At 45.7% G+C, this 23,925-nt stretch carries 29 protein-coding genes; 6 read left to right on the plus strand and 23 right to left on the minus strand.

The features are described 5' to 3' along the window. Nucleotides 1–4: 4 nt before the first annotated feature. Complete coding sequence (hemH, locus tag R3P39_RS03060; RefSeq protein WP_336565548.1) at nucleotides 5–1,024, minus strand: ferrochelatase; 1,020 nt, start codon at nucleotides 1,022–1,024, stop codon at nucleotides 5–7. Between the two features lie 234 nt (nucleotides 1,025–1,258). On the opposite strand from hemH, the gene R3P39_RS03065 reads away from it, so the two are divergent. Then, nucleotides 1,259–2,812, plus strand: a complete 1,554-nt coding sequence (locus tag R3P39_RS03065; RefSeq protein ID WP_336565549.1) for a methyl-accepting chemotaxis protein — start codon at nucleotides 1,259–1,261, stop codon at nucleotides 2,810–2,812. Between the two features lie 52 nt (nucleotides 2,813–2,864). Here the strand turns inward: R3P39_RS03065 and R3P39_RS03070 are convergent, their stop codons facing one another. Continuing rightward, entirely contained in the window at nucleotides 2,865–4,073 is a 1,209-nt protein-coding gene (locus tag R3P39_RS03070) for a tyrosine-type recombinase/integrase (RefSeq protein ID WP_336565550.1), read from the minus strand. Nucleotides 4,074–4,380: 307 nt separating this feature from the next. Between R3P39_RS03070 and R3P39_RS03075 the strand changes: the two genes are divergently transcribed. Continuing rightward, nucleotides 4,381–4,860, plus strand: a complete 480-nt coding sequence (locus R3P39_RS03075) for a hypothetical protein (RefSeq protein WP_336565551.1) — start codon at nucleotides 4,381–4,383, stop codon at nucleotides 4,858–4,860. Between the two features lie 31 nt (nucleotides 4,861–4,891). Here the strand turns inward: R3P39_RS03075 and R3P39_RS03080 are convergent, their stop codons facing one another. The 18 genes from R3P39_RS03080 to R3P39_RS03165 all read right to left on the minus strand — a co-directional run bounded on the left by R3P39_RS03080 (nucleotide 4,892) and on the right by R3P39_RS03165 (nucleotide 15,164). After that, nucleotides 4,892–5,047: a hypothetical protein gene (locus R3P39_RS03080; protein ID WP_336565552.1), complete on the minus strand. Its 156-nt coding sequence runs from the start codon at nucleotides 5,045–5,047 to the stop codon at nucleotides 4,892–4,894. A gap of 9 nt (nucleotides 5,048–5,056) precedes the next feature. Beyond that, complete coding sequence (locus tag R3P39_RS03085) at nucleotides 5,057–5,191, minus strand: hypothetical protein (protein WP_336565553.1); 135 nt, start codon at nucleotides 5,189–5,191, stop codon at nucleotides 5,057–5,059. A 3-nt stretch (nucleotides 5,192–5,194) separates the two neighbouring features. Continuing rightward, complete coding sequence (locus R3P39_RS03090) at nucleotides 5,195–5,587, minus strand: hypothetical protein (protein WP_336565554.1); 393 nt, start codon at nucleotides 5,585–5,587, stop codon at nucleotides 5,195–5,197. Further along, a complete protein-coding gene (locus R3P39_RS03095; RefSeq protein WP_336565614.1) occupies nucleotides 5,580–6,044 on the minus strand; it encodes a virion protein in 465 nt (154 codons plus the stop codon). Before R3P39_RS03095 ends, R3P39_RS03090 begins: the two co-directional genes overlap by 8 nt. Further along, nucleotides 6,044–7,561 (minus strand): hypothetical protein, encoded by a 1,518-nt coding sequence (locus tag R3P39_RS03100; RefSeq protein ID WP_336565555.1) that lies wholly within the window; start codon nucleotides 7,559–7,561, stop codon nucleotides 6,044–6,046. Before R3P39_RS03100 ends, R3P39_RS03095 begins: the two co-directional genes overlap by 1 nt. Next, on the minus strand, nucleotides 7,561–8,487 hold the full coding sequence (locus R3P39_RS03105) for a hypothetical protein (protein ID WP_336565556.1): 927 nt from the start codon (nucleotides 8,485–8,487) through the stop codon (nucleotides 7,561–7,563). The genes R3P39_RS03100 and R3P39_RS03105 overlap by 1 nt, the downstream gene beginning before the upstream one ends. Further along, nucleotides 8,477–8,833, minus strand: a complete 357-nt coding sequence (locus R3P39_RS03110) for a hypothetical protein (RefSeq protein ID WP_336565557.1) — start codon at nucleotides 8,831–8,833, stop codon at nucleotides 8,477–8,479. The genes R3P39_RS03105 and R3P39_RS03110 overlap by 11 nt, the downstream gene beginning before the upstream one ends. A 10-nt stretch (nucleotides 8,834–8,843) precedes the next feature. Further along, a complete protein-coding gene (locus tag R3P39_RS03115) occupies nucleotides 8,844–9,062 on the minus strand; it encodes a hypothetical protein (protein ID WP_336565558.1) in 219 nt (72 codons plus the stop codon). After that, on the minus strand, nucleotides 9,062–9,187 hold the full coding sequence (locus R3P39_RS03120) for a hypothetical protein (RefSeq protein WP_336565559.1): 126 nt from the start codon (nucleotides 9,185–9,187) through the stop codon (nucleotides 9,062–9,064). Before R3P39_RS03120 ends, R3P39_RS03115 begins: the two co-directional genes overlap by 1 nt. Beyond that, the gene (locus R3P39_RS03125; RefSeq protein ID WP_336565560.1) at nucleotides 9,184–9,489 is read right to left on the minus strand and encodes a hypothetical protein; all 306 of its coding nucleotides are present in this window, start codon (nucleotides 9,487–9,489) and stop codon (nucleotides 9,184–9,186) included. Before R3P39_RS03125 ends, R3P39_RS03120 begins: the two co-directional genes overlap by 4 nt. Nucleotides 9,490–9,498: 9 nt before the next feature. Then, entirely contained in the window at nucleotides 9,499–10,344 is an 846-nt protein-coding gene (locus R3P39_RS03130) for a major capsid protein P2 (RefSeq protein WP_336565561.1), read from the minus strand. A 279-nt stretch (nucleotides 10,345–10,623) separates the two neighbouring features. Continuing rightward, nucleotides 10,624–11,424, minus strand: coding sequence for a hypothetical protein (locus tag R3P39_RS03135; RefSeq protein WP_336565562.1), 801 nt, complete (start codon nucleotides 11,422–11,424; stop codon nucleotides 10,624–10,626). Beyond that, a complete protein-coding gene (locus R3P39_RS03140; protein WP_336565563.1) occupies nucleotides 11,414–11,956 on the minus strand; it encodes a hypothetical protein in 543 nt (180 codons plus the stop codon). Before R3P39_RS03140 ends, R3P39_RS03135 begins: the two co-directional genes overlap by 11 nt. Before the next feature lie 275 nt (nucleotides 11,957–12,231). Further along, a complete protein-coding gene (locus R3P39_RS03145; protein WP_336565564.1) occupies nucleotides 12,232–12,429 on the minus strand; it encodes a hypothetical protein in 198 nt (65 codons plus the stop codon). A gap of 9 nt (nucleotides 12,430–12,438) precedes the next feature. Next, nucleotides 12,439–12,630 carry a hypothetical protein gene (locus R3P39_RS03150; protein WP_336565565.1) on the minus strand — a complete coding sequence of 64 codons (192 nt, stop codon included), beginning with the start codon at nucleotides 12,628–12,630 and terminating at the stop codon, nucleotides 12,439–12,441. After that, complete coding sequence (locus R3P39_RS03155) at nucleotides 12,617–14,560, minus strand: hypothetical protein (RefSeq protein WP_336565566.1); 1,944 nt, start codon at nucleotides 14,558–14,560, stop codon at nucleotides 12,617–12,619. Before R3P39_RS03155 ends, R3P39_RS03150 begins: the two co-directional genes overlap by 14 nt. Continuing rightward, nucleotides 14,550–14,774: a hypothetical protein gene (locus R3P39_RS03160; protein WP_336565567.1), complete on the minus strand. Its 225-nt coding sequence runs from the start codon at nucleotides 14,772–14,774 to the stop codon at nucleotides 14,550–14,552. The genes R3P39_RS03155 and R3P39_RS03160 overlap by 11 nt, the downstream gene beginning before the upstream one ends. Before the next feature lie 171 nt (nucleotides 14,775–14,945). After that, a complete protein-coding gene (locus R3P39_RS03165) occupies nucleotides 14,946–15,164 on the minus strand; it encodes a hypothetical protein (RefSeq protein WP_336565568.1) in 219 nt (72 codons plus the stop codon). 183 nt (nucleotides 15,165–15,347) lie between these two features. On the opposite strand from R3P39_RS03165, the gene R3P39_RS03170 reads away from it, so the two are divergent. After that, nucleotides 15,348–15,641, plus strand: a complete 294-nt coding sequence (locus R3P39_RS03170; protein ID WP_336565569.1) for a hypothetical protein — start codon at nucleotides 15,348–15,350, stop codon at nucleotides 15,639–15,641. Between the two features lie 1,108 nt (nucleotides 15,642–16,749). Here R3P39_RS03170 and R3P39_RS03175 read toward each other — a convergent pair. Continuing rightward, nucleotides 16,750–17,745 (minus strand): substrate-binding domain-containing protein, encoded by a 996-nt coding sequence (locus tag R3P39_RS03175; RefSeq protein WP_336565570.1) that lies wholly within the window; start codon nucleotides 17,743–17,745, stop codon nucleotides 16,750–16,752. 210 nt (nucleotides 17,746–17,955) lie between these two features. Here R3P39_RS03175 and R3P39_RS03180 point away from each other — a divergent pair, with 210 nt between their 5' ends. From R3P39_RS03180 to R3P39_RS03190, 3 genes are all read left to right on the plus strand, one after another. Further along, nucleotides 17,956–19,851: an alpha/beta hydrolase family protein gene (locus R3P39_RS03180; protein ID WP_336565571.1), complete on the plus strand. Its 1,896-nt coding sequence runs from the start codon at nucleotides 17,956–17,958 to the stop codon at nucleotides 19,849–19,851. 100 nt (nucleotides 19,852–19,951) lie between these two features. Further along, nucleotides 19,952–20,143 (plus strand): hypothetical protein, encoded by a 192-nt coding sequence (locus R3P39_RS03185; RefSeq protein ID WP_336565572.1) that lies wholly within the window; start codon nucleotides 19,952–19,954, stop codon nucleotides 20,141–20,143. 48 nt (nucleotides 20,144–20,191) lie between these two features. Next, on the plus strand, nucleotides 20,192–20,884 hold the full coding sequence (locus tag R3P39_RS03190) for a hypothetical protein (RefSeq protein ID WP_336565573.1): 693 nt from the start codon (nucleotides 20,192–20,194) through the stop codon (nucleotides 20,882–20,884). A gap of 132 nt (nucleotides 20,885–21,016) precedes the next feature. Here the strand turns inward: R3P39_RS03190 and R3P39_RS03195 are convergent, their stop codons facing one another. After that, nucleotides 21,017–22,729 carry an alkaline phosphatase D family protein gene (locus tag R3P39_RS03195; protein WP_336565574.1) on the minus strand — a complete coding sequence of 571 codons (1,713 nt, stop codon included), beginning with the start codon at nucleotides 22,727–22,729 and terminating at the stop codon, nucleotides 21,017–21,019. A 142-nt stretch (nucleotides 22,730–22,871) separates the two neighbouring features. Next, nucleotides 22,872–23,783: a sensor domain-containing diguanylate cyclase gene (locus R3P39_RS03200; protein WP_336565575.1), complete on the minus strand. Its 912-nt coding sequence runs from the start codon at nucleotides 23,781–23,783 to the stop codon at nucleotides 22,872–22,874. Between the last annotated feature and the right edge of the window lie 142 nt (nucleotides 23,784–23,925).

Below are 23,925 nucleotides of genomic sequence, written 5' to 3' on the forward strand. Positions count from 1 at the left end.
ACCGTTAAAGCAGTGGTTTTAACAATGCGTTAATCGCAGCAATATGGTCATCACGATCGTTAAGCGCAGGAATATAGCGGTAATGCTCACCACCGGCTTCTTCAAATACCTCACGGTTTTCAACTTCCAGCTCTTCTAACGTTTCTAAGCAATCGGCACTGAATGCTGGGCTCAAAATCGCAATGTTTTTAACCCCTTGCTCAGGAAGAGATTCGAGTGTTTTATCGGTATAGGGTTGCAGCCATTCCGCTTTACCAAAGCGGCTTTGGAAGGTAGTGATTACTTTGTCTTTATCTAGGCCAAGCTTTTCTACCACTAAGCGAGTCGTTTGTTGGCAAAAACAATGGTACGGGTCGCCACGCTCTAAAAACAACTTTGGCGTACCATGGTATGAAAACACCCACTTGTCTGGTTCGCCGTGTTGCTTTAAGTCTTCTTGTATCGAGGCCGCCAGTGACTCAATGTATTCAGGCAGCTTATGATAACCGTTTATAAAATGCAATTCAGGCACCCAACGCCATCCGCGCAACACCTTAGCAACTTGGTCGAACGTAGAGCCAGTTGTGGCACTAGAATATTGTGGATACAAGGGCATGACTATGATCCGGGTTATGCCTTTGTCTCTGAGTTTTTCCAGTCCGGATTCGATTGAAGGATTGCCATATCGCATGGCTAATTCAACCTCAATATTGTCATAGCCCTCGGCCCGCAATTGCGCCTCCACTTTGGCAGCTTGTGCTTTACTAATGGCAATAAGGGGTGAACCTACGTCTGTCCATACAGTTTGGTATGCTTTGGCCGATTTTTTTGGTCTTACCCTAAGAATAATGCCATGTAAAATCATCAACCAAATAAGGCGTGGGATTTCAACGATCCGGGGGTCGGCCAAAAACTCGGCAAGATAGACTTTCAGTGCTTTTGCAGTAGGGGCATCTGGGCTGCCAAGGTTGGTGAGCAGAATACCTGTTTTAGCGTTAAATCGTCCTTCATGAGGATTGTCTGTTATTGCAGAAAAGCGAGACACCTAATGCTCCTTAGATTGTCATTGATATACTTGATATTTTACATGAAAAGCCAGTACGTGAGTAAGTCTTAAATCGATCTTACACAAGACAAATCACTTTGCCTCTGACAATAACTCACACTATAGTTGTAATTACGTTGAAAATATACGCTTAACGCTTGCCATTAATGATTTCAACGCGTATTTTCCCGCGCAATAGGGAAACTGTTTAATTTATTGTTTTGGAACAGCCAGATGCGGACCAACCACCCAGTCACTCAACAAGAAAAAACCTTCTCAGTAGATAGCAAGCTTATTTCAGTTACTGATTTGCAAGGCAACATTACCGATTGTAATCAGGCCTTTGTCGACATCAGTGGCTTTTCCAGAGAAGAACTCATAGGCCAACCTCATAATATTGTTAGGCATCCAGATATGCCGGTGGAAGCCTTTCGCACCATGTGGGCGCAGTTAAAAATAGGTAAGCCTTGGATGGGGGTGGTGAAAAACCGCTGTAAAAATGGCGACCATTACTGGGTTGATGCTTATGTCACCCCAATCACTCAAAACGGCAAAGTGGTCGGCTATGAATCCGTTAGAAGTTGCCCTAATCGTGATACAGTAGCAAGGGCAGAAGCGTTATATAAAAGTGTCAAAGCCGGGCAAAGCAGTGCTATTACACTGCCTTCACTACGCATTTTGTGGCCACTATTCAATATTATCACCTCGCTACTGCTGTGGTACTTTGTTTCAGAGTCTGGCGGATTCTTTTGGTTAATGGCCAATATGCTTGGCTATTCAACTTATTCAACTTGGCGTGCAAAGGAACAATTACAACGCATTGAGTCGGAGTTATCGCATAGCTTTTGCGATGACATAGCAACTCAGGTTTACTCTACCTGGGATGGCACCATGGCTTCACTGCAAGTACGCCTTAAAAGCGAGCGCGCTCACCTAGATACCATATTAACTCGTGTTGAGCATGCTGCCGACTCGGTTTCGCAAGGTGCACATTCAGCCAGTAAAGAAGCGAAAACGACTTACTCTGACCTGCAAAAGCAACAAAGTGAAACTGAACTCGTTGCAACTGCAATGAACGAAATGACGACCACTATTAGTGATGTCTCTAACAGTGTGCAACAAAGCGCTAAAGATGCGCAAAATTCATTAGAGTTAACCTCTCAAACAGAGCAGATAGCCAACAAGACCAAAACAGCGTTTACAGATCTGAGTAACACCATCGAAGATATTCGTAATTCAGTGCAAGGGGTGTCTAAACAAACAGACAAAATTGCTTCTGCAGCACAGATCATTGAACAAATAGCTGAGCAAACCAATCTTCTAGCACTGAATGCTGCCATTGAAGCGGCACGAGCAGGTGAGCAGGGTAGAGGATTTGCCGTGGTGGCCGATGAAGTGCGTCACCTTGCCCAACGCACCCAAGAGTCAACCAAGGAAATACATGCCATTATTTCTGAATTAACCGCCAGCACGAAAGCGTCGGTGGATATTGCCGAGCAAGGTCAGGCGGAATCATTACATGGCATTGAACAGCTCAATGAAAGCACTGATATGCTGCAGCAAATCACTCAAGCCGTGATCCAAATCAGCGATATGTCGATGCAGATAGCCACCTCAGTTGAGCAGCAAGCCACGGTTTCAGATGACATCAATCAACAAGTAGTGAATATTGCACAACTAGCTAGCAATAGCTTAACCAGTGCGGAGCAGGTGTCACAGGAGAGTATTGCGCTCGAGCATACCGCCAACGACATGCATGAATTGATTGTACGCTTCAAACGCAAATAAATGGAAGGACTTAGTCCTTCCTATTAAAAACACTCAATCATACTGACAACATTTAAATCTTTCGCTTAAGCCCAGATTTAGCGCGTTCTTTAATGTTGGTTTGAATGTATATTTGATCCGTGGTGGCTATTTTGGCATGACCCAAGTCTTCTGACAAATGCTTGAGCGGCCGGTGTTGGGCATCATGGGTGGCTCCGGTATGACGTAACCAATGTGAGGTTGCCGCCTCTAACTTTTCAGCATCTTCGGTAAAACCGTCTTCGGCGAGCTTGGCCACAGCAAAATCAAAGCTTTGTTGCACAATACGCCTAATTTGTCGCACGTTCATGCCGCCTTGACCACGTAGTTTATGCACCAGCGGGTATGGTTCATCAACACGAGGTAGGGCGCTTAGACCACGGTATTGGCGATAGCGTTTCAGATAACTGAGAAAATCCTCACTGAGTGTCACATCTCTGAGCTTATTTCCCTTACCCATGATCCTAAGATACCAAAAGTTATCTTGATCTTGCCAAAAATGACTCATAACAGGAGACCAGTGAGGGCGATCAGATAATTCTGATATGCGTAAATACAGTCCTTTCAAGCAGGCCAACACAAACAAGTTGCGTTCTAACTCAGGTCGCTTTTCGCTGAGATCTCGTGTCACACCAAAAACGTATTCCCACTGCAAATCACTCAAGGTGTCCGGCAGATTAATTTGCGATTGCACTACTAAGTAAGGACTGTTCTTTTTTACCACAGGGACAAAGTTAGCAAAGGCTTTTTCTTCTAAAATAGCGAACTTGTAAAATACGTTCAGCGCCGTAAACATAGCTGCCAACGTCTGCTGACTAGCGCCATTTTCTTTTACCACAAAAGGGCGCCAATTAGGATTTACTTTGCGTAAACCTTGCACTTGTTTATATCGCCATTGCACTGAGGTTTGCGACCAAGATTTATCCGGCTCCACCACGAAATCGACATAGGCCTCAATGTCTTCACGCTTTAATTCAAATACCGACTTTTCAGCCTGCAACCAAGACCACAAGCAAAAACGCTCCAGCTCATTACGAAAACGGTTAAATGTGGCTTCAGACTTACGACCATAAACGTATAAGAATTGATAAAGAAATTGCAGCTCATCCAATAATGGCACCTGTTGCTCGTGATGTTTTATAAATGCAGCCAACTCTGGATATTCATTTGCCAAAGTGTCATCCTCAAGATGAGCGATTTGATAACGTAGCTGCTTAAAGGTATCAACCAAAGGTACAAGCATGTAAAGTCCGATATTGGTAAGTATTGGACATAGTATAAAAGACAAGGCAAGCTAGATGCAACCACAGCAACACTCCTATAATTTATATTATGTTAAATAGCTAAAAATCCCGCAATTTGACGGTGGTTTATCGGTTCGACCAAAATCACCCCTCTAAGCCTCATTTTTATAAGTTTTCCTCATTTTTGGAATCATTTGAAAAATTGATTGAAAGTAAAACTATCAATCGAAAAATTTCATATAAAAACGTACTTCCGCGCAGGACGCTCGACGCAAAAACAACGTCAAAGGAAGTAAGGAAAAGACGATGGCAGATTTTAAGACGCTTCTTTTTAGAGCGGGATTTATGAATTTTGGGAGGCTTGACCGCAAACAGGTATGTGATTTTTTGCTTGTGCCTGAGCGTACACTTGAACGCTGGCTAAGCAAAAACGCACCATGCCCCCGCGCTGTCAGGTTGTTGGAAATGCGCATTAATGGAAGCGTATCTAATCACTGCGATTGGTCAGACTTTCGCATTTGCCGCGATGGTTACTTGTGGACGCCCAGCGGCAGCAAGTACACCGCCCAATACATAAATAAACTGGATGTTTTGCAAAGGACTAACCGCTATCACGAAGCCCAAGCCGCCGCCCTGAATGCTGAAATAAAACATTTGCAGGACTTGGTTTTGGCACGTGACCAGCTCAAGGAAATGGGCAAGGATTTAATCGAAATGTCAGACCGCTTTAGGTTTAGGGATGCCATGCTTAGGTATGAGCAGCAAAAAAAGGATAAACGCGCTTAATTTAGGGGCTGCACCGTGCAGCCCCCTTTTTTTAGTTTAGCGCCTCATCCAGTGCGGCCACTATTTCATCGTCTAGCTTGTTAGTAGACTTGGTTGCCAAGTGCTTGGCTGTTGATAAACACACCCGCTTAATAAACGCTTCCGTTGCGAGCTTGGTTAGTAAGTATTTTCCGATGGTTGCTAGCATAGCTCCCCCTTATTTAATTTTCTCTTTGATTTCTTTCACTGACTCTTTGAGCCAGCGAATATCCGTTTTATTGGTTGTTACCGCGCCATAGAGAAATATGGCGTTTGCCAATATGGTGATAATGGTGTCTTGACTAATATCCATGCCCTACCGCCTATTAACCGTGGCTATGGTTTTGGCAGACACCTCTTTATCAATAAGCACCCGATACTTAGGCTTTAACTGCTGGTTACTATCAAATATTTCATCAAGCAAGAGCTTGTGACCATCGTTTAACTCATCAATCGCGCGATACCAAAGCGGGTCTTTGATGTAGTAGTCATGAGTGAGCTTTTCAGAGTCCAAGTAAAACCCAGACCACTGGCGGTGAATGGGGTGCGAACCGTTCGCCCAAAGCTGAATTTCAGCCAGAGCATTCCCCGCTGCATCCGTCAGTGGCTTAGTTATGTTTTCGGTGGTGCTTACAAACCGCTGATAAAACCAATAGACCGCGAGCAAAGTTAGGCCAAGACTGGCGTTTTTGCTGATAAAGTTACCCATAAAACCCCCAGTTAAAGCCCTGCTGTATTTGCTCGGGCGTGTAAGGTTGTTCGCCGTTTTCCATCACTATCATGGCTTCGATGACTTTGGGATATTCGTCATCCGTTAGCGCCTTTTGCTTATCAACCCCTGCCCGTTTTGATACAAAGTCAATGTAATTGGCTGTGTCGTTTTCTACTGGCGGCGCCCATCGACTAATGATGCCTGCCACGTTAGTGATGCCGTATTTTTTGGCGTAGGTTCGCAGAATGCGAGCGGCGGCGCGAATGCCGTGCTCGGCGGTTTCGAAAACCGCAAAGCGCCCGTCCGTGCCAGCCAGCCCTACCCAGTTTTCGCCCGCTTCAATGTTGAGCGGGTTATTGTTGCGGATACCCCGCGCGGTTTGTTGAGTCGTCATGTATACCCCAATGCTTAGAACAATTAATGCTGTGATAATGTGTGGTGTGTCGAACTTCATCACACCACCTCTTTTAGCACTCTCAATTTTGAGACTGCGCTGGCTTTCGAAACAGTGGTGTCATAAAGCCGTGCCTTGTAGGTGTCGTCCGCATTCTTAGTGAGTGGTAAAGTTATAAACTTTTCATCCGTGAACGTACCAAGCACCACCCCACTACCAAAATCAGCGGTGTCATTGGGAATAGGCGTAAATGTCACCCCATCATCTTCAGATATGAGCTGTTTGCCATCTTTTATCACATATATAACCCCCCGCGACTGCGCTGACACAAGCTGAATATCTATCAGCTCGGTAATGACACCCGATTGGCGGTTAAAAATTAAACCTTTACCACCGGAATAAACCGTAATGTGTGTGCTGCTAAAGCGCATATCAGGAAAGGTAACAACCGCTCCGAGAGAACCATTAATATCTTGTCCTAGCGCATGTGGAAATGTTTCACAAAGCCCAGACGCCCCCGTGATGTCATAAATGAATTGATACCCTGACTTATCGCATATCGCTAAGACGCGTCTAGTGCTTTTATCGTAGAACGTTTTTCGGATAAGTATTCCTTGGTCTGATGAGAACCAGAACGCCGGTGTAGACGTGTCGCTTGGTGTATACCAGTTCACAGCATCTTCGCCCCAGTGGTAAGCATAAAAACGCTCGCCATCATACATCAACTTTTTCCAATTGAGAGTGGATTTGGCGTAAAGCGCATTGTATTCCGCCACTTTTTCACCCATTTCATACACCATGATTACCCCATTATCATAGAGCATCGCGACTTTATCTCTGTCGTAATCCACAACAACAATATCGTTGATGTCACCTGTTAGATTCAGTAACTTTGCACCACCCACAGAAATACGGATTGCGCCGTAAGAGCGATATTGACCAATGTGGCGCTCAGTAACGTAAACAGCATGAGCTGTTGCTGCGTTTGACCTATAATCAATGGTACTCTCACCATATCCGCCACCGTAGCGACCAACGCCATTATCTAACTCGTTAATTGTGTTATAGGTACTACCTGAGATATACATAGGCGGCTCATCAATCGAAACAAACACCTCCGAGGATGAATTAATCTTTTTTTCAACCCCCGCTCTAACGGGTATACCCGTCTCAGGTGTGCAACCCTTTCCGCCATACCAAAAGTCGTGCGTATCGCTATACAAAACAGCAGATAGCCTTTTTGCCTCAAACGGCAAAATAGACTGTGTTCCACCGTAATGCTCTATCAAAAAGCTGTATGACTGATTACTCCCCTTAGTTGGCGCATCGTATGTTAACTTATGACTTGAAATCCAAACGTCAACAACTTGGTTAGAACTAGAAACAAGCGTTATTTGTTTAAACTCCTCTGTTAACTCCAACTCAAAACCTGCTGTAACAACACTGTCAATTAACTTTTTAGCGCCGCTAGATGCAATCAATCTAAAGTCATACTCGCAGTTCATCACCTTAATATAGCGACCTTCTGTGTGGTCGTCGTTTGGCACACCCTGTTGTAGAATTTTTCTATTTAACATTATTTATCCTTAAGCATGTAAGCAACTAAACCAAACGCAGTCACACCACCGACAACACTAAACACCACCATCATGGTTTTGTTGGTACTTACTGCAAGTTGCTGGTCGTCTGAGCGACTGGCGTGGTCGGCAAATTGAAACGCTTGCTTGTTGGCTAAAATGGATTGGTCGGACGCGGTTTTATAGGCGTCTTGAGTTGCGCTTAACATGGACTCGGTTAAGTCGCGAGCAAGGTTATTGCCCTTGTCGATTGACACATAAGCCAAGTCTGACATGCGAGCGTTTGAATTGTCCGCCGCATCAATTGACATACCCGCCAGCGTGGCTGAATTGTCCATTGCATCCGTGGCAATATCACCCACACGCGCATTTGCATCGTTCAAGGCGTCAGCGGTGGCGCTGATAGCCCCATCAGCGAACCCAATCACTTCACTGCTAAGCCCTGCGGAGTAATCAACCATATCTCGCGCTAAGTCGCCGTTTTGGCTGACCGCTTCAATAGCCAAGTCGGATTGCGCACTAATGCTTGAGTTTGCAAGATTCTCGTTTGATGCAAGCGCATCGCCTGCAAAGTCGAGTGAATCGCTGTTTACATTGCTGATGTGCGACATTGCACTTTCACCGAAGCCTAACGCGCTGTAGAGCGAGTTATCAGCAAAGTCGAGTGAGTCGCGATTGACGTCAGACGCAAAATTAAAGCCGTCACTGGTCATCTGACTTGCGGTGTCAAATCCCGCAATGTTTGCATCAACCAAATTACCGCCGATGGATTCCATCGCTTCCACTAAGCCGTGGTCTGTTTGGGTTATGTTGTAGGTGTTCCCGTCACCGTTGGTTATATAGCCATTATTATCACCGTGCACACCCAAACTTGTGGATGTGTTATTGGTGGTTTGGCTGCTACGGGATTTCGATTTACTTCCCATCAAGCACCATCCTATAAACTAAATACCCATCCGCTTGAGTTTCTGCGTATTCAAACGGATAAGCAGACAAAAGGCGTTTTAGCCCTTTGCGTTTTGTATGAAAGATAATTGACGGGGCGCAAATGCGCTTAGCAAATTCGAGAATAAGCGGGGCGGCGCTCAGTAGCTTTTTTCCTTGAGCACATACCACGCATAAACCATCACGGTCCGCACGTAGTACAAAGTAACAGCCAGCGTGTTCAACCAGCATGGCTTTGCCGTTTTCCACTTCGCTTTTGATTTCATCATAATCACCTGCTGCGGCGGTCTTAACATGATGAAATTCGCTAATGTGAGCTAAGCGCACCCCGCCCCCGTCATTTGTTTAACAAGTAAATACCCAGCAGCACGAACCCGCCGATAATTAGCAGCTGGTTGTTACCGCCGCCATTACCAAAGTTCACACTGCCGCCATGAAAACCAATTTTTTGGGATTGGTCGCCGGTGCCTGATGTTGCCCCCGAACTAATGGGACTTCCCGCCCCATTTTGTAGGTTAGGCACAGCACCCGTTGCCCCCAAAAGACCGCCCAGCATTACTGCGCCGCCTGCTTTCTGGCTTGGTATTTACGATATTGGTCGCGCAACACTTCCGCAGTGAGCGCGCCACATGCCGCAATTGCGACCCCTTTTAAAAATGCTTTGGTATTTTTATCCATCATTTCACCGCCTTAATTACTAATGCCACACCCAGTAAGCCCACCGACCCCATTAGCAAGTGCGATTGCTTAATGCCAAAAATCTCAGGCTCTTGGGGTTTCGCTGGTTGCGCTGTTTGTTTTGGGGTATCGACCACCACGGCCGCGCCGTTGTCCAGCTCGGTGGTGTTGGCCTGCTCGTTTTGTAGCTGCCCTGTCGATGCCTTTTTAGCTTTTATGGCCTCAACGTTCCCCCATACTTCTAAGGCGCGGCCTAGAGCCGAATCAACCGACCCCCAAAAGCCGTTATTTGCTGCTGCTGACATATTGCCCCCTTAGAACGAACTTGATGCGTAGTCGTCCACGTAATGCACCACCACTTCCGCCGCGCCACTTTCATCGGAGTCAATGCGCAAGCGCATATCATGAATGGCGTCTTTGCCTTCGCTTGCGAGTTTAAGCGCTGCAAACACATCGCCTTGCTGCATTAAATCCACGGCAAAAGTGTCTGTGATTGGCTGGCGGCCATTTTGTTTAAGGATGTGTTTGTGCAGTTTCAGCGGTACGCGCTCGCGCCACTTGTTGTTATTCACCAAAAATTCAACTTCGGTTACACCGACTTTGTTGTCCGTGTCTTGCACTTTTTTGTGGATTTCGATTAGCGCAATGTGAGCGCCATCTGGGCGTGGAATGTCTGCCACCTCGTTTGTGCCCTCGGCAAAGTTGAAGCGGAAAACGCGGCGCTTAAATAGCCAACCAGGCATAGTACCCGCCGACTTTTGCGCATAGGCTTTGATTTGCGGATTGGTGGCGGCGCTATCAATATCGAACTTGATTTGTGCAAGGCTCAAACCCACCGTACCAAGGCCGAAAAAGCGTTCAACACGCAAGCTTGGGTGCAGTGCGCTGCGCATTTCTTCGCGAGTAAAGTGCAACGTAACAAGGCCATCTAACTGCTCGCGCTTGTAATAGTTGTTTTCATTGACCAAATCAGCCAAGGACGGGTATTCCGTCAACATGCGACCATTGAGTTCAACACGAAAGTTTGTGATTTGTGCAGGCGTGACGCCCTCTAATTCAAAAAACACCTTTTCATACGTTAGGCCAATTGGCAGGCTAAGCGATGCCGTACCGCCAGATTGAACGCCCGTGATGTTGTTAAGTTTGGATAGTTCTAACATGCTACCCCCTTAACCGATGATGAAACGTTTAACCGAGCGTAGCGCTCGGACGTTACTGATAAGTGCTAGTGAACCTAGCGTGATAGCGACTGGAATAAGAGTATTTTTATCAAACATGTGATTACCTAATTTAAAGTTAACGCTCATTGCGTGTTAAAAGCGCTTATTAATAAATCAGGCGTTTCGCTCTTGGGGCAAACGGTTTTCGCTCCCCCTAGAGCGAAAAGAGCGAAATTTTCGCTCTTTTGGGGCGAAATTCAATGTGGTTTTTTCTTGAATTTACGCTTTTTCTGTTTCTCCTTTGAATTGCTCCATAGTCAATTTGTGCACTTTGCCCGTTTTAATGTCGATGTAACACGGCTCAACTTGCCCAATCCCGCCCTTGTGTTTGACCAGATAGTAAAGACGCTTATCTTCGTATTGCCCGTTCAACACACTAATGCGAATGACGTTCGCCATTTCGGTGGAAAATTCGGTGGCCATTCGCTTGGCGTCCGCTTCCACCTCTTGCGCCCCGAGCACTTTGCGAGGGCTGTTACTCCAGATGGTTTTTGGCACTTCTTGCGAGCGCTGGAAAACCGTATGCAGCACAATGCCATATTTACGGCCACCCGTTGCCAACTCACCCACAATGGTGTCATCTTTACCCACCGAATCGGTTAGCTTGGCTAATTCCTCAATGACCACATCAAGGTCTCGATTACCGTCCGATGCGTTCCACATCAACTGTGCGAACCATTCAAGCTCTCGCTTTCTGGCTTCTTTGAGTTCAGCGCCTTTCAGTGTCACTGGGAACTCTGGGCAGTATGCAACCACGAATGCTTTGCCGCTTGACCACGCATCAATGAAATTTTTAGCGAATGTCTTGCGGGAATTAAAGCGGTAAATCGGACGACCACCCAACCCATTAAACGGCGACTTGCTTCGCCCATCAAAGCTATATTCACCGTACAAATCGAAAATGGCCGCGTGCTTGCCAACCATCCCCATTAACTTAATGGCGGCGGACTTGCCGCCGCCCGTCCCTGCTAGCGTGCAGGAGTGACGCGGCTTTAGTGCATTTTTTGGATTAACTGCCAACTTGCACCCCCTGCTTTTCGCTGCTGATTTCGCTTTGCTTTTCGCCCTTTCGCACTTGGGAAATAATCGAAACCGCCGTGGTCGCGAGCACTAGGCCAAGCTGGAATTCCTCTTGGTATTTCGCCAGCCACGCTGGCATTTTTCCGCCTTTGCAGTGCTTCTTAATCACAGGTAACGCGCGTTCGGTGATGACTTCCCGCGTGTCGTTGTCGATGGTAACAGGCGTATCAAAGCTGGATTCAACAAAGTTGGCTATTTGCTCAACCCCCAGCGCCGTTACGCCTATCATGTCCTCATCGGTGAGCGCTTCCGCTTCCACTGTTTCGGTGGTGTCGGGCTGCGCTTGGTCTAGCTCTGCGCTTTCGCCTTGATAGCTAGCTAGATGCGAGTACTCGAATTCCTGCGACGGCGCAGAGTCCTGCGACAATTCCACGTCCGATTGCGCTCCAATTTGCTCCGCCGTCATTTCGGTTTCGCTCGGGTTCGCTGTTTGTTCGCTCTGCGTTTCGCTCTTGATTTCGCTCTTGCTCATGGCTTTTTTGCTCCTTTTCGCTTAATTGTGGCGTCCACTCGTCAGCCTTTGGTGTGTGTGTAATAACGGGTTGATTTTCGGTTGCTTCAATAGCGAAACTTTCGCTTGTTTCGCCCTTAATGGCTTTTTCCCATTTCGCTTGAATTAGGTGGCCGCTTCGCTTATCCATACCGCAATTTTTACAATGCAAATACAGGTATTGCTTGCCCGTTCTTTGTCTGCGTATTGCGGCCATGCCATTGCAACCATCGCATTCAATGTGGCCTAAATCGGGGTTAGTGGACTTGCTCATATTCACCCCTTGCGCCAGTGACGCCCTCCAACATTTCAATTCGATGCGCCATTTCTGACCACAGCGTGACCGCGTCTGCAATGGCTTTTTCAGCCAGTGCAATTTTGGCGGCGGCTCGTATTGCAGGCATATCTTTAGCCTCATTTATCGTTTCTTTGATGCGTTCAATTTTTTTCAGCATAACTGTTCCTTAAATCGCCTTTTTCATTTTGCCAGTTACCAAGTCACGCGCCATAAATGGCACATGGTTTGGGTTTTCACACAAGAACTCGCACATTTGCCTCACTTCAACTTCGGCGTGTTCCGGTATCCAGACTGTGAGCTTTTTTTCGCCTTTTTGTTTGCGCCCTTGCTCGTAGCGCTGGTTTCTACTCAAAGCCATAAGCGTTCCCCGTCACCAGTGACAACTCATCAAAAGCCATTACCTCATGGGGTTGGACTCGTTCAAATCGGTCATAGAAATTACACAGCGAATCAAGCGAATCGTTCACTGCTTGCTGTGTTTGGATTAGCCATTTATTAACTGCGCTTTCGTCTTGTTTGGCTTGCTCTATGTGGTCGCTATCGGTGCATTTACCGAATGCGGTTTTAAGCCTCCAGCCGCGAACCCCGACCGCCCAATTGATAAAGTCTAAAAATTGATTGTCGCTGGCAAACTGCACCATGCCGCCACGGGCAAAATTGCCGTACACCTCTTGGCCTAGGGCTTTGGTCTTGCTCTCCAATGACTTCATTTTGTCGGTGAGTTTTTCAATGAAGCGCTGGCGCTTTTCGCTGTATTTGGCTTTGTTGAGCCCTTTTTGCTTTTCGCGCTGTGCGATGGTGTCGCGTAGCTTTTTCGATAACTTGGCCTTGCGCTTTTGCTTGGCTTCCAGCCCTTGCATGTATTCCTGAATTAGTCCGTACATGTGCTGTGCCTCATGGGTCGCACAATTCTCCCAAGGATGGGCGCGTGCGCTTTTGCTGATGTTATAGCGGTTGCCTTTAATTTCGCCTTGGTCGCCCTCTTGGCCTTTGGTCATGTAGCCCACGGCTTTGAGTAAATACTTGGCGGCGGCGTTGGCGTTTTGAATGCGCTCAAGCGTGACAAACCCACACCCCCAACGCGCTTCTATTCGTGCCGCCCATTCACGAAAATGGTGCTTTTCAACATTCCAACGCATGAGCATGTGAACGTGATAGTTTTGGTGTCCAAGCGATGATACTTTGCCCCACGGATAAGTGCGGGTTTCGATGACTTTTCGCGGCGCTTCCGCTACCCAGATGTAATCGAACACGGGTTTATCGCTTGCACCGACACACTCAATCACATGGGGTTTGCCGTCCCACTGGTAAATACGTTGGTTTTCATGAAGCACATCGGTGCGAACCTTTTCACCGCCGACAAATTTCACGTGGGTAAAGTCGCCCGAGGCGGCCACCGCTTTTTTGCCGATTTTCACCTTGTCACCCGCGACACCCGCGCCGCCGTTACGACTCACCCAACCGCGCTTGTGCATCTTGCCAAGGTTATCTAAAAACGGGCTGAGTAATTGGCCGATGGTTGTTTGGTTGTTATCGAGCATCTTGCGCGATTGCTCGTTAAAGGTGATGGTCGCAAACGCATTGAACCCGCCTTTTACGGCTTGCATATACAAACCACTATCGACAATTTTGCCGCTGGCGCGGCTGGTTAATTTATCGGTCACTCTATCACCGGTGTTTGATTCGGGCGCATCACTGGTTTGGGTAAGTTGAGTGCACACAATGCGATAGCTGTTATCCCAGTTGCGAGTTTGAAAATGGGCGCGACTCTTGTTGTAGTCCACTTTGCCGCCACGGTAGCCAGTAAACTCGGGGCTAAAGGTGACTTTTTTGCCATTTTTGCGGGTTAGCTCGCGTGGCGTGGTGTCCTGCACAGTGGCATCAAAGTGGTTTGGTTCGATGTAACTAACGGCCTTGGCGGTGATTTCACCTGTTTCAAAGTCCATGCGTTCACCATCGCGCAACCCTAGGCGCTGTAAACGCTGCTCAGGCGTCATTTGGTTAACCGCTGCCGTGTATAGGTTTTCAGCTTTTAGCTTTGTCTGTGCTTGCTGGGCTGCGCTAACGTGCGGTTTTTTGGACTTTTCTAGCCCTGTCGGACTTTTGCGGCCTCTGACAAGCCTAGCTTTTTCCACCCCTTTCGGGGCGTCCGCTTCGCGGTCTTTTCGGTCTTTTGCTTCAATCCACCAAAGGTTTGAATTTTTCGCTACGGGTGAACCAACAAAAGCGCCACTTAGGGCGCTTTCTGCTGCATCTTGAATGATATGCTCGGGGATATTAATTGACATTATCACCCCCAACACTTTTTAGCTGTTGCTCACACCACTCGATACAACCACCACACAACCAAATATCATACTCTTGCTGTGCAACAGTGCATAACTCCAGCGGTACTGTGTAAGAAGCGTAATTGTCTGCGTGTTCGTTTTCGCAGATTTCACAAGGTGAATTCATGTTCACCCCACACGCTACCGATAACCCCGCATCTTGAAACAGTGTCACCAACCAACTCATCTAATTTGTGAGCAATTTGGTGCATTCCACACTCGTGAAAATCATCAACAAGGCTCAACCATAAATCAACTGACGATTCGCAAATAGGAGCTTTTAAGCGTGGCAACCCTACGCAAAGCCCAATCCCGCAATTAAGGGCGTTGTAATACGTGTTCGACTTCATAGCGCCCCCTGCTTGTTCCAATAGCTCGCAGAGTGCAACGCGCTCATGTCGGTATATTCATTGATTTGCTGCGCCGCTGGTTCAGGGCGTGGTTTTTTGGGGAAGTGCTTCGCCTTTAAAGCGCGTACAAGTTTTAACTGTCGTTCCCAGTGCTTAGGGTCGTTTATCAGAGTGTTCAGCATGGTCATCACCTCGGCTAAAAGTTGGTTATTCACTTCGGCTTCATAAAAATGTGACTACTGTATGGCCATACAGCAGTCACGCCGAAGCAATTGTTTCCAGTTGAGAAAACCAGTAACAGGAAAGAAATTACCATCCACGGCGGTGCATAACAACCACCACGGAACATAGTGAATATCGTGGTTACTACGTCTACAATCAAAAACAGGGATTTTTTGATGATGAGAAAACTTATGAAAATTACCAACTCGATTGAGCTGCTTGACTGGTTTAAAAGCGCCATTGATGTTGACTCTGACTATATGGTGGCTAAGTTAACAGGTCTTAGAACACAAACGTTAAGCCAAATCAGAACAGGAAAACGCGAGTTTTCAGAACTTAACGCCTTAAAGCTACTTTTAGTTGGCGAGCACCCCGACCCCTTAGAAATTATGGCTATTCTTGAAGCTCACAAGGCTGAAAGTCGAGGGGATGAAGAAGCGGCAAAAATATGGCGAAAAAGCGTTGCTTAGGCACGCCAAATAACCCCGCCATTTTGCGGGTAAACAAAACGTTAAACCCGCTTAACACAAGGCTTAGAGCAAAACAAACCTAACATACTTTATATTATGTTAAATAGGCAATTTACAGACATTTTGGCGGTAAATTTAGGTTCGTCATGAAAAGTTGCTCTAAGCCCTATTTTTATATGTTTTCCGTAATTTCATGATGCCAGCACTATGTTAGCACTTTATTTTATATAATTTGATACTTTTAAACCGGTTTTGCTAGCGGTTGCTATCTTCTGGTTTGTTGCAAGAACCATTGTTCAAAATCCCCCTTAATAAATGGCTGAACATAAATTAAGTCAATTAATAACTGGTCTATATCAATCTTATAGCATCGATTAGCGGCTTTATAGTTTAATGCTTTCACTATAATCGGCCGTGTTTTATCATTTAGTAGCAAATATGACATCCATACCCAACTACTTGCATAGTTATGAATGGTATCAACGCGGCGCCAAGTTTTCTCACCTTTAGTGAATAGTTCATAAAACTCAAATGGCATTTTGTCTTCTGCTACTCAGTCGTGTCAATTTACCGAGTTAACCCAGGTAGCGCTATTTTCATTCCTTCTTAATGCGCTTAAATAGGTTGCCAGGCCTTCCCAAAATTGACATGTAAAATGGCATGGATTGCCTCGTGAACTGCAGTATTTATAGTTTCATTGTCATCATCGCTCATTAATACAAATGATTTGTGATAGTAATGGGAATAAACACCATACGTTTGGACATAGGGGTTGTCCTCTATCTCAATTCTGTGATCTTTTAGGGCCTGAAGAAATGCGCTCTTGTCATAATAAAAATGTATTTTTATATCCGTAAAGTATTGGATATTTATGTCGCTGGAATGAAAGAAGCTAAATATTCGATGGAGGTTCTCTCCTAACCCTTCATATATAAACTCCTGTTGTGGTTTTAGTACATCTCCGTGATAAGACAAACTTAAACGGGCATTGGTGTTTTTTATTTTTTTCCATGAGATACGGCTGTCGCATCCTCTAGTATAAACCTAATTCACTGTAATCCCCCTTTACACCATCACTATCCAATAGTAGCTTTGTTCAAAACCAGTGCTAGTAATTCACAGTGCAAGTATCGGAATTTTTACTATTACAGTAATGAAAGTCTAAGTAATATTTTTCCTGTTTAGGCTTTGTCCCATGCTTTATTACATCATAAAGCAACTCGGCCCCTAGCCTGCCCATTTCAAATGGATTTTGACCAATGTTAATGGTGGAGAGTTGCTGCTTTAATGCCGCTAGCTGAACCTTTTCGGTGTCGGCAGAGATAATAATTTTTTCTTGCTTGGCAATGTCTGCATGAAATGGCTGCATGCGCTCAATGTAGTTGGGATGAAATTGTGCGAAGCCCGCTACGGCGATAAAAATAGGGGGATTAGGATAAGCCAGAAGGTTATTAAGCTGGGTGATGGCATCTTCTCTTCTGCCCATGGTGTATAGCGGGCAGCGAGCATGTTCAATCCAGCCACTGGCACCAGATAATCGCTCAGTGCTTTGCCCTGAAAGCGCCTGTCTCACGCCAGAGATGCGTTTATTTAAATTGGGGGTGGTTTGGTGACCTGATTGAATGCAGATTGGCTGCGGCTCGGTGGTTTTGTATATTTTTGCTGCTTCACCAAGGGCTTTGCCGAATTCAAAATTGTTGGTACCTACGTAGGCAAGACGGTAGGCCTGCTCTGGTTCGAGTAAGTCAGAATCGAAGGTGATCACCGGAATATTTTGTTGCTTGGCATATTTTAATGCGCGATTGGTAAGGTAGGCTGAATCCGTTGTTGAAACCATTATGCCATCTACTTGCTGTTTTACCAGCTCCCTTACAATTAAGGCTTGAGTTCTCACGTCTTGGTAGTCGTCAGCACCGTCATAGATGCAATTTAACTCTGGATGCTCTCGGGCAAAACGCTGACAGCCTTTATAAGACTGCTCATAAAAGCTATCGTTTTTGGTTTTGCCAACCACGGCAATGGTCACTTCTGCTGCAGTTAGCGGATTAAACAGCAGCATCATTAGGCACCACGGCCAAAGTGCTAAACGCCTGTTTAATTTCATCTTTATCATTATTTTTAAGTCTGGCTAACGTCTTAGATAAGAGCATAACCGAATTGCCTATTTACGCAAGTCAAACCTTCATTTGCTTTAAGCTATATCAAAGTACACTGATATTATTCATCCTCCTATTTGGCTAAATTCGATTAGAGTTTGGATCTAATCTAGGTAATAATAGCGGTTTCGCGTCAAACGATATGGATTGTCTCTGCTATGAAACAACTTCTTTTATTAATGGCTCTACTATTTAGCCAAATTAACTACGCCAAGCTGCCTGTAGAAAGTTACGCTCAGTTGCCCGATATCAGCAAAGTGAATTTGTCACCTAATGGCAATGCCGTGGCTTTTCTAAAAAATTACGATGGTAACTTGGTGCTCACGGTCTTGGACTTAACCACCAATAAGTCGCGCATGCTGCTCAAAGCCGACAATAAAACGGTGACCTTATCTTGGTATAACTGGGCCAACGATGAGATTTTGTTGATTGGTGCCAACTATACTAACCGCCACCGCACTGTAAAGTATTCCACATCGAGGTTATTTAAATTCGATTTAAGCGATCCCGATAATGACTTAGAGCGCCTTAATACACCAAAAAGGCATGATAAAGACGCGCAGTTCCAAGCCAGCCTTATCAGCTTACTACCAGAAAAGCCTAATAAGGTGTTAGTGCAAACGGCGTTTGATGTCGATAATAAGCCCACGGTATACGAGCTGGATATCAATAAAAACCGCCGTAAACGAATTGCGCGAGCAAACAGCAAGGTACAATATTGGCTCGCCGACCGTCAGGGTAATGTCCGCCTTGGCTATGGTATTGATGAGCTGCACGCCAGTTACTACCTCTATGATGACGATAGTAATAAGCTCACTGAACTATATACATTTCAGGCCCGCGGCCCAGAGGCCATCAGAATTTTAGGGTTTGATAAAGACCCCAATATTGTCTACCTCACTGCCCTTCACAATGGCAAACAGGCCTTGTTTAAAGCCGATATTACTCAAAAGCCCATGCTGCCTGAGTTGATATTCTCTGATCCGGATTATGATTTCGATGGCCGCATTCATTACTCTGCAAAGGATGGTCGCGCCATAGGCTTTAGCCACTCAAACTTAGATAATTCCAGAGTATATTGGGATGAAGATCATCAACTACTGCAGCGCTCTTTAAAAGCGGCACTGCCAGAGTATGATGTGGTGGTAATTGATATGAGCCGAGATGGCAAAAAGTATATCGCTTACGGCAATTCTGATGCTGACTCAGGTACTTACTTGCTCGGAGACCGTGAAAATAAATCATTAGTCGGTTTTGGCCGCCTATACCCTGACATCATCGGTGAAAAACTGTTAGGTAAAACCAAACTCAATTTCCAAGCGCGTGACGGTCTTGAAATTGAAGCCTATTTAACACTACCAAGCGATTTTAATGCCGCCTCCCCAGCTATTATTCTTCCCCATGGTGGCCCTCATGCCAGAGATTACAGTGGCTTTGACTATTGGTCAGAGCTCTTTGCCAGCCGTGGCTATGTAGTTTTGCAGCCTAATTTTCGCGGCTCTTTTGGCTATGGCTTTGATTTTCTTCGTGAAGGTGAAAGGGGTTGGGGAGGTAAAATGCAAGACGATTTACAAGATGCGGCAACCTACCTAATTAAAAATGACTATGCCTTAGCAGATAAAATCTGTATTGCTGGCGGCAGTTATGGTGGCTATGCGGCGTTAATGGCCGTGGTTAAACACCCAGAAACCTTTCAATGTGCAGCCAGCTTTGCCGGCGTCACTGACCTAGAAGACATTGTTCAGCGTGCTCGCTATTTTACCAATAAAGAGCTTATTCGTGATCAATTTGGTCAGGACTACGATAAACTAGAGCAGCAATCTCCGGTTAACTTTGCTAAAAACATAACCCGCCCTGTGCTGTTAGTGCATGGCGACGATGATAAGATAGTTGATGTTTCCCACAGTCGCAAAATGGCCGATGAGCTTGAAGATCACGACAAGCCTGTGACTTATATCGAACTGGAAGACGGTAATCACCATCTGAGTTATCAAGGTCATCGCATTGAAACCATGGAAGCGTTTTTAGCATTTTTTGAAAAGCACCTGATGTGATCAACTTGCCAACGGCTATAGTTAATAAAGCCGTTGGCGTCACTATCATGTAAAACTCAGCGGCTAAAGTGAGCGCTATATTATAAAAAGCTGGTCTTCTATGTTTATGGTGTTGTTGTTCTCTTTGTTGGGGCTTAGTTTTGCTACTCAGGCGCAGTCGTTTAGCTTTCTGGCTTATGGTGACATGCCCTATTTTGCTGCTGATAGCGCCTTACTGCAACAAGGTGGTAAATTACAGCAAGCAGCCAGCAACACAGAGCATCAATTTGTGGTGCACGTTGGCGACCTTTAAGCGGGATCAGACCCCTGCACTAACGCTCTTTTACAACGCAATTACCGCTTGATTTCATCCTTAACCAAGCGGCCATTTATTTATACCCCTGGCGATAACGACTGGACTGACTGTGACCGCAAAAAACTGACTCCTCGCTATGACGAGTTAGAGCGCTTAGCTTATGTGCGCCAAAGCTTTGCCAGTAAACCTGTCGCGCTTAGCGACTTTGCCAGACAAGCTGAGCAGCCCGAGAATCAACGTTGGCTAGAGGGTAATACGTTATTTTTAACGCTACATATTACGGGTACCAATAACGGCCGCCGTCAAATACTACTTTCTGATAAGCAAACGGCACTGTCTGCTGCAACAGTTCGCGATCACAACAACCTAACTTGGTTAAGCCAAAACCTAAACGGCAAGTTCCAGGCAGCAGTGATATTTTTTCAAGCCGATATTTACCAACAAAGCAAACACACTAGTGCTTGCACTGCCAACACCGCAAGTCAGTGCGACGGCTTTAAACAGTATCGTAAGCAGTTTTCCAGCCTCGCCGAGCAATCAGATTTTCCCATATTATTGGTCCATGGCGATACTGGGCCTTATTGCGTTAACTCACCAAGTAACAACCTATGGCGGTTAAATGCCCCTGGTGACTATCAGCATCTTGATATTGCCAAAATTACTGTGGACGTTACGGCTAACCAGCCATTTGCCATTGAAGGGTTACTAGCCAAACAGCCACCAGAGGTTTGCCAATAGCGCTATATTGTTAGGGTGATAGCAAGGTGGTTTTGCTGACGAGTATGAATCACATTTCGTTGTGTTTTAAATCATGGTTTTGCCCTATTGGCCACACGCTATTGCTGTGGCCAATTTGCATACAGCAACAATTTAATTGTTTGCCATCAGCTCACGGCTAACATTATGACTGTCGAACTGCTCACTGGTAACGGTATCAACAAAGTGCCACTGACTATCCACTTTTTCTCGAGTAAAGTTCAGGGTTAAGTATCCGCGCTGATGGATATTGGCGTAATCTAGATCATCCACCAACAATTTCAGAGCCTCAGCAAATTGCATTGCTTGCTCATCAGGTAGGCCTAAGTATGACTCAAGACCAGGTGAGCTTACAGAGGCAGTGGCGTATTCATGGCCGCATACTTCACCGTTGACGCTGCACAACTTACCCGACCAAGCATTGTGGGTATCACCGGCCACTACTACGAGGTTTTTATTCATTGCTTTTGCCGTTTGCAAAATCACTTCGCGCTCCACTGGGTAGCCATCCCACGCATCGAGGTTATAAGGTGCAGTCATGGTAACCCGCGCCTTTTCTTGCTCGGTTAAGGTTTCATCCGCTGCTTGCATTCGCGCTTTAATGTGCGCCAGTTCCGCCACTTGTGTAGACATTTCTGCATTTGGTGCAGCAAGAGTTTGTAGTAGCTCTGCCGGAATATTCATCTTGGTCATTAGCACTTGCTGACCAAGTACCTGCCACTTGGCATTAGACGTTTTAATGTTATCTGTAAGCCAAGTTAACTGCTTAACACCAAGCAATTGTTGCGATGGCGCGGTTAAATCAGCTTGAAAGCGGTTGAAGTCAAGCATGCCCGACACCGGATCCATGTAATCTTGGTAATCCAGTGGTTTTGCTCGGCTCTCATTGCGAGTGTCCAACATATACAAAGACAGCAAATCACCAAACTCAAACTTACGATATAGACTCTCGAGCTTGTCTTTTACCAGCGGTCGAATGGGCATCCACTCGTAATATGCTTGCAGCGCTGCAAGCTTCCTTTGACTAAAGTCGCCTTCACCTTGGTTATGGTTCTCAGCGCCATCAACATAGCTGTCATTGCATATTTCGTGGTCATCCCATACGGCGATAAATGGCGTATTGGCATGTAAGGCTTGTAGCCCAAGGTCGGTGCGATACTTAGCGTAACGTTTGCGATAATCTTCTAGGGTAATGGTTTCTTGGTTATTGTCTGGGTCTAGTTCTCTGCCCAAAGCAGTGGCTTGCTCTGTGGCATAGCCGCCCATACCATACTCGTAAATGTAATCGCCTAAATGCAGTACCGCATCTAAGTCGCTGCGTTTAGCCGCCTCGGCATAGACATGAAAATGCCCAGCAGGATAGTTAGCACAAGACATAACCGCCAATTTAACTTGTGTTACGTCATTGGCTGGTAGTGTTTTGCAGCGACCAATACTGGAGTGAGTGTCTTTGGTGACAAAACGATAATAATACTGACTATTTGGGCTAAGGCCACTTAAATCCACTTTGGCGGTGTAGTCATTTTTAGCCAACGCCGACACGGTTTGACTTTGCAAGAGCACACCAAAGTCCTCACTATCAGACACCTGTAAAGTCAGATCAACACTGGCTGGACTGCCTTGTGGGGTTACCCGGGTCCACAAAATAACGCTGTCTTGCAGTGGATCGCCACTGGCCACGCCATGGTTAAACGCCACAGCAAAGTCATTTTCTGCGACACTTTCTCCACTGCTACTACCACAACCTACGATGGAGACAGAAATAGTAGCGGCTCCCAACCCCATAATAGAACGTTTTATAAACTCGCGACGAGAGATAGATGACATTTTCTTATTCCTTAACGACAACATGCGCCCTCTTAGACGCATCTTAATTACTGCTTTAAGGAATTAGATTAGTGAGGGATTATGACAGCAATACTACTGGTCTAATCACTGTAATATAAAAATAACACAACTGTCACCTGCGCTATTGGCAGTCTGGATTAACTCGGTTTTTACCTTCTGCTTTTGCTCTTTGTAAACGGCTATCGGCACTATTAAGAATGTCTTCAATAGTTAAACCATCCACGCCCACTTCTGCCACACCAAAAGATGCCGTAATATCAACTTCCTGACCAACAATTGCCGCAAAAGGAGTCCGCCCTATGAGCTTACGCTCTCGCTCTGCCACAAACACAGCCCCTTCAAGATTGGTATTGGGTAAAATCAGCGCAAACTCATCGCCACTGAGTCTGGCAATAAGATCCGTATCACGTAGCTTGTCGGTCAACATCGCAGCGCAGTTCGCCAGCACTAAGTCAGCGATTTCATGGCCAAAATCGTTATTTAGGTTACGAAAATTATCTAGCCCCATTAACACCACACTGGCAGACTCTTTGTAACGGTCATATAAGCGTATTTGCTGTTGTAGCTTTTCACTGAATAAGCGGCGATTACCCACCCCCGTTAATGGATCGGTTTGGGTGATAAATTCGACTTCTTTAGTGAGGTGAGCAATTTCACTCTTAAGAGAGTTAAGTTCGGTAATGTTTTTGCCACACACAAGGAACTCCCCGGTAGAAAGCTGAACCGCGTTGAGTTTGAAAAACTGCTCTTCTAATGAATCTATTACAAAAGAATCCACATTCCCTGAGTGCTCCACTACCCCTAACAGCCATTGTGAAAGCTCTTCTGGGTCTAGCCTGTCACCGTTGTAATCCTCTACAAAAAGCGAGTTAACGGTTTTACCCACTACTTCAGCTTTACTCTCTCCCAAAATGCTTGCCATAGCGTCATTACAAAAAGTGAAAGTGGCTTTGGCGTCTAAAATAGCAATGGCATTTGAGGTTTTTTCAATGACCTCAAGCAATAAAGCGGTGTTGGGGCTGGTTTGCGTCATACTTCTAAGCACCTTTGGCAAAAATAGTTACCCTTCATTTATAGGGTAATTTATTAAAAAATAACACTTCTTTTTGTAAAAAGTCTGCTTAAGTATAACCCATGTTATTCACCTAGGCTTCAGGCAATGAGGTTAAATTTAA

The organism is Pseudoalteromonas sp. UG3-2 (genome assembly GCF_037120705.1).
Lineage (GTDB): Bacteria > Pseudomonadota > Gammaproteobacteria > Enterobacterales > Alteromonadaceae > Pseudoalteromonas.

Coding starts and splice junctions, on each gene's coding strand:
- R3P39_RS03180 (WP_336565571.1), top strand. CDS start 17,956: ATGAAACAACTTCTTTTATTAATGGCTCTACTATTTAGCCAAATTAAC.
- R3P39_RS03130 (WP_336565561.1), bottom strand. CDS start 10,344: ATGTTAGAACTATCCAAACTTAACAACATCACGGGCGTTCAATCTGGC.
- R3P39_RS03145 (WP_336565564.1), bottom strand. CDS start 12,429: ATGCTGAAAAAAATTGAACGCATCAAAGAAACGATAAATGAGGCTAAA.
- R3P39_RS03185 (WP_336565572.1), top strand. CDS start 19,952: ATGTTTATGGTGTTGTTGTTCTCTTTGTTGGGGCTTAGTTTTGCTACT.
- R3P39_RS03200 (WP_336565575.1), bottom strand. CDS start 23,783: ATGACGCAAACCAGCCCCAACACCGCTTTATTGCTTGAGGTCATTGAA.
- R3P39_RS03070 (WP_336565550.1), bottom strand. CDS start 4,073: ATGCTTGTACCTTTGGTTGATACCTTTAAGCAGCTACGTTATCAAATC.
- R3P39_RS03100 (WP_336565555.1), bottom strand. CDS start 7,561: ATGTTAAATAGAAAAATTCTACAACAGGGTGTGCCAAACGACGACCAC.
- R3P39_RS03175 (WP_336565570.1), bottom strand. CDS start 17,745: ATGAAATTAAACAGGCGTTTAGCACTTTGGCCGTGGTGCCTAATGATG.
- R3P39_RS03140 (WP_336565563.1), bottom strand. CDS start 11,956: ATGAGCAAGAGCGAAATCAAGAGCGAAACGCAGAGCGAACAAACAGCG.
- R3P39_RS03150 (WP_336565565.1), bottom strand. CDS start 12,630: ATGGCTTTGAGTAGAAACCAGCGCTACGAGCAAGGGCGCAAACAAAAA.
- R3P39_RS03125 (WP_336565560.1), bottom strand. CDS start 9,489: ATGTCAGCAGCAGCAAATAACGGCTTTTGGGGGTCGGTTGATTCGGCT.
- R3P39_RS03155 (WP_336565566.1), bottom strand. CDS start 14,560: ATGTCAATTAATATCCCCGAGCATATCATTCAAGATGCAGCAGAAAGC.
- R3P39_RS03195 (WP_336565574.1), bottom strand. CDS start 22,729: ATGTCATCTATCTCTCGTCGCGAGTTTATAAAACGTTCTATTATGGGG.
- R3P39_RS03095 (WP_336565614.1), bottom strand. CDS start 6,044: ATGAAGTTCGACACACCACACATTATCACAGCATTAATTGTTCTAAGC.
- R3P39_RS03075 (WP_336565551.1), top strand. CDS start 4,381: ATGGCAGATTTTAAGACGCTTCTTTTTAGAGCGGGATTTATGAATTTT.
- R3P39_RS03085 (WP_336565553.1), bottom strand. CDS start 5,191: ATGGATATTAGTCAAGACACCATTATCACCATATTGGCAAACGCCATA.
- R3P39_RS03115 (WP_336565558.1), bottom strand. CDS start 9,062: ATGCTGGGCGGTCTTTTGGGGGCAACGGGTGCTGTGCCTAACCTACAA.
- R3P39_RS03080 (WP_336565552.1), bottom strand. CDS start 5,047: ATGCTAGCAACCATCGGAAAATACTTACTAACCAAGCTCGCAACGGAA.
- R3P39_RS03105 (WP_336565556.1), bottom strand. CDS start 8,487: ATGGGAAGTAAATCGAAATCCCGTAGCAGCCAAACCACCAATAACACA.
- R3P39_RS03120 (WP_336565559.1), bottom strand. CDS start 9,187: ATGATGGATAAAAATACCAAAGCATTTTTAAAAGGGGTCGCAATTGCG.
- R3P39_RS03170 (WP_336565569.1), top strand. CDS start 15,348: ATGATGAGAAAACTTATGAAAATTACCAACTCGATTGAGCTGCTTGAC.
- R3P39_RS03090 (WP_336565554.1), bottom strand. CDS start 5,587: ATGGGTAACTTTATCAGCAAAAACGCCAGTCTTGGCCTAACTTTGCTC.
- R3P39_RS03065 (WP_336565549.1), top strand. CDS start 1,259: ATGCGGACCAACCACCCAGTCACTCAACAAGAAAAAACCTTCTCAGTA.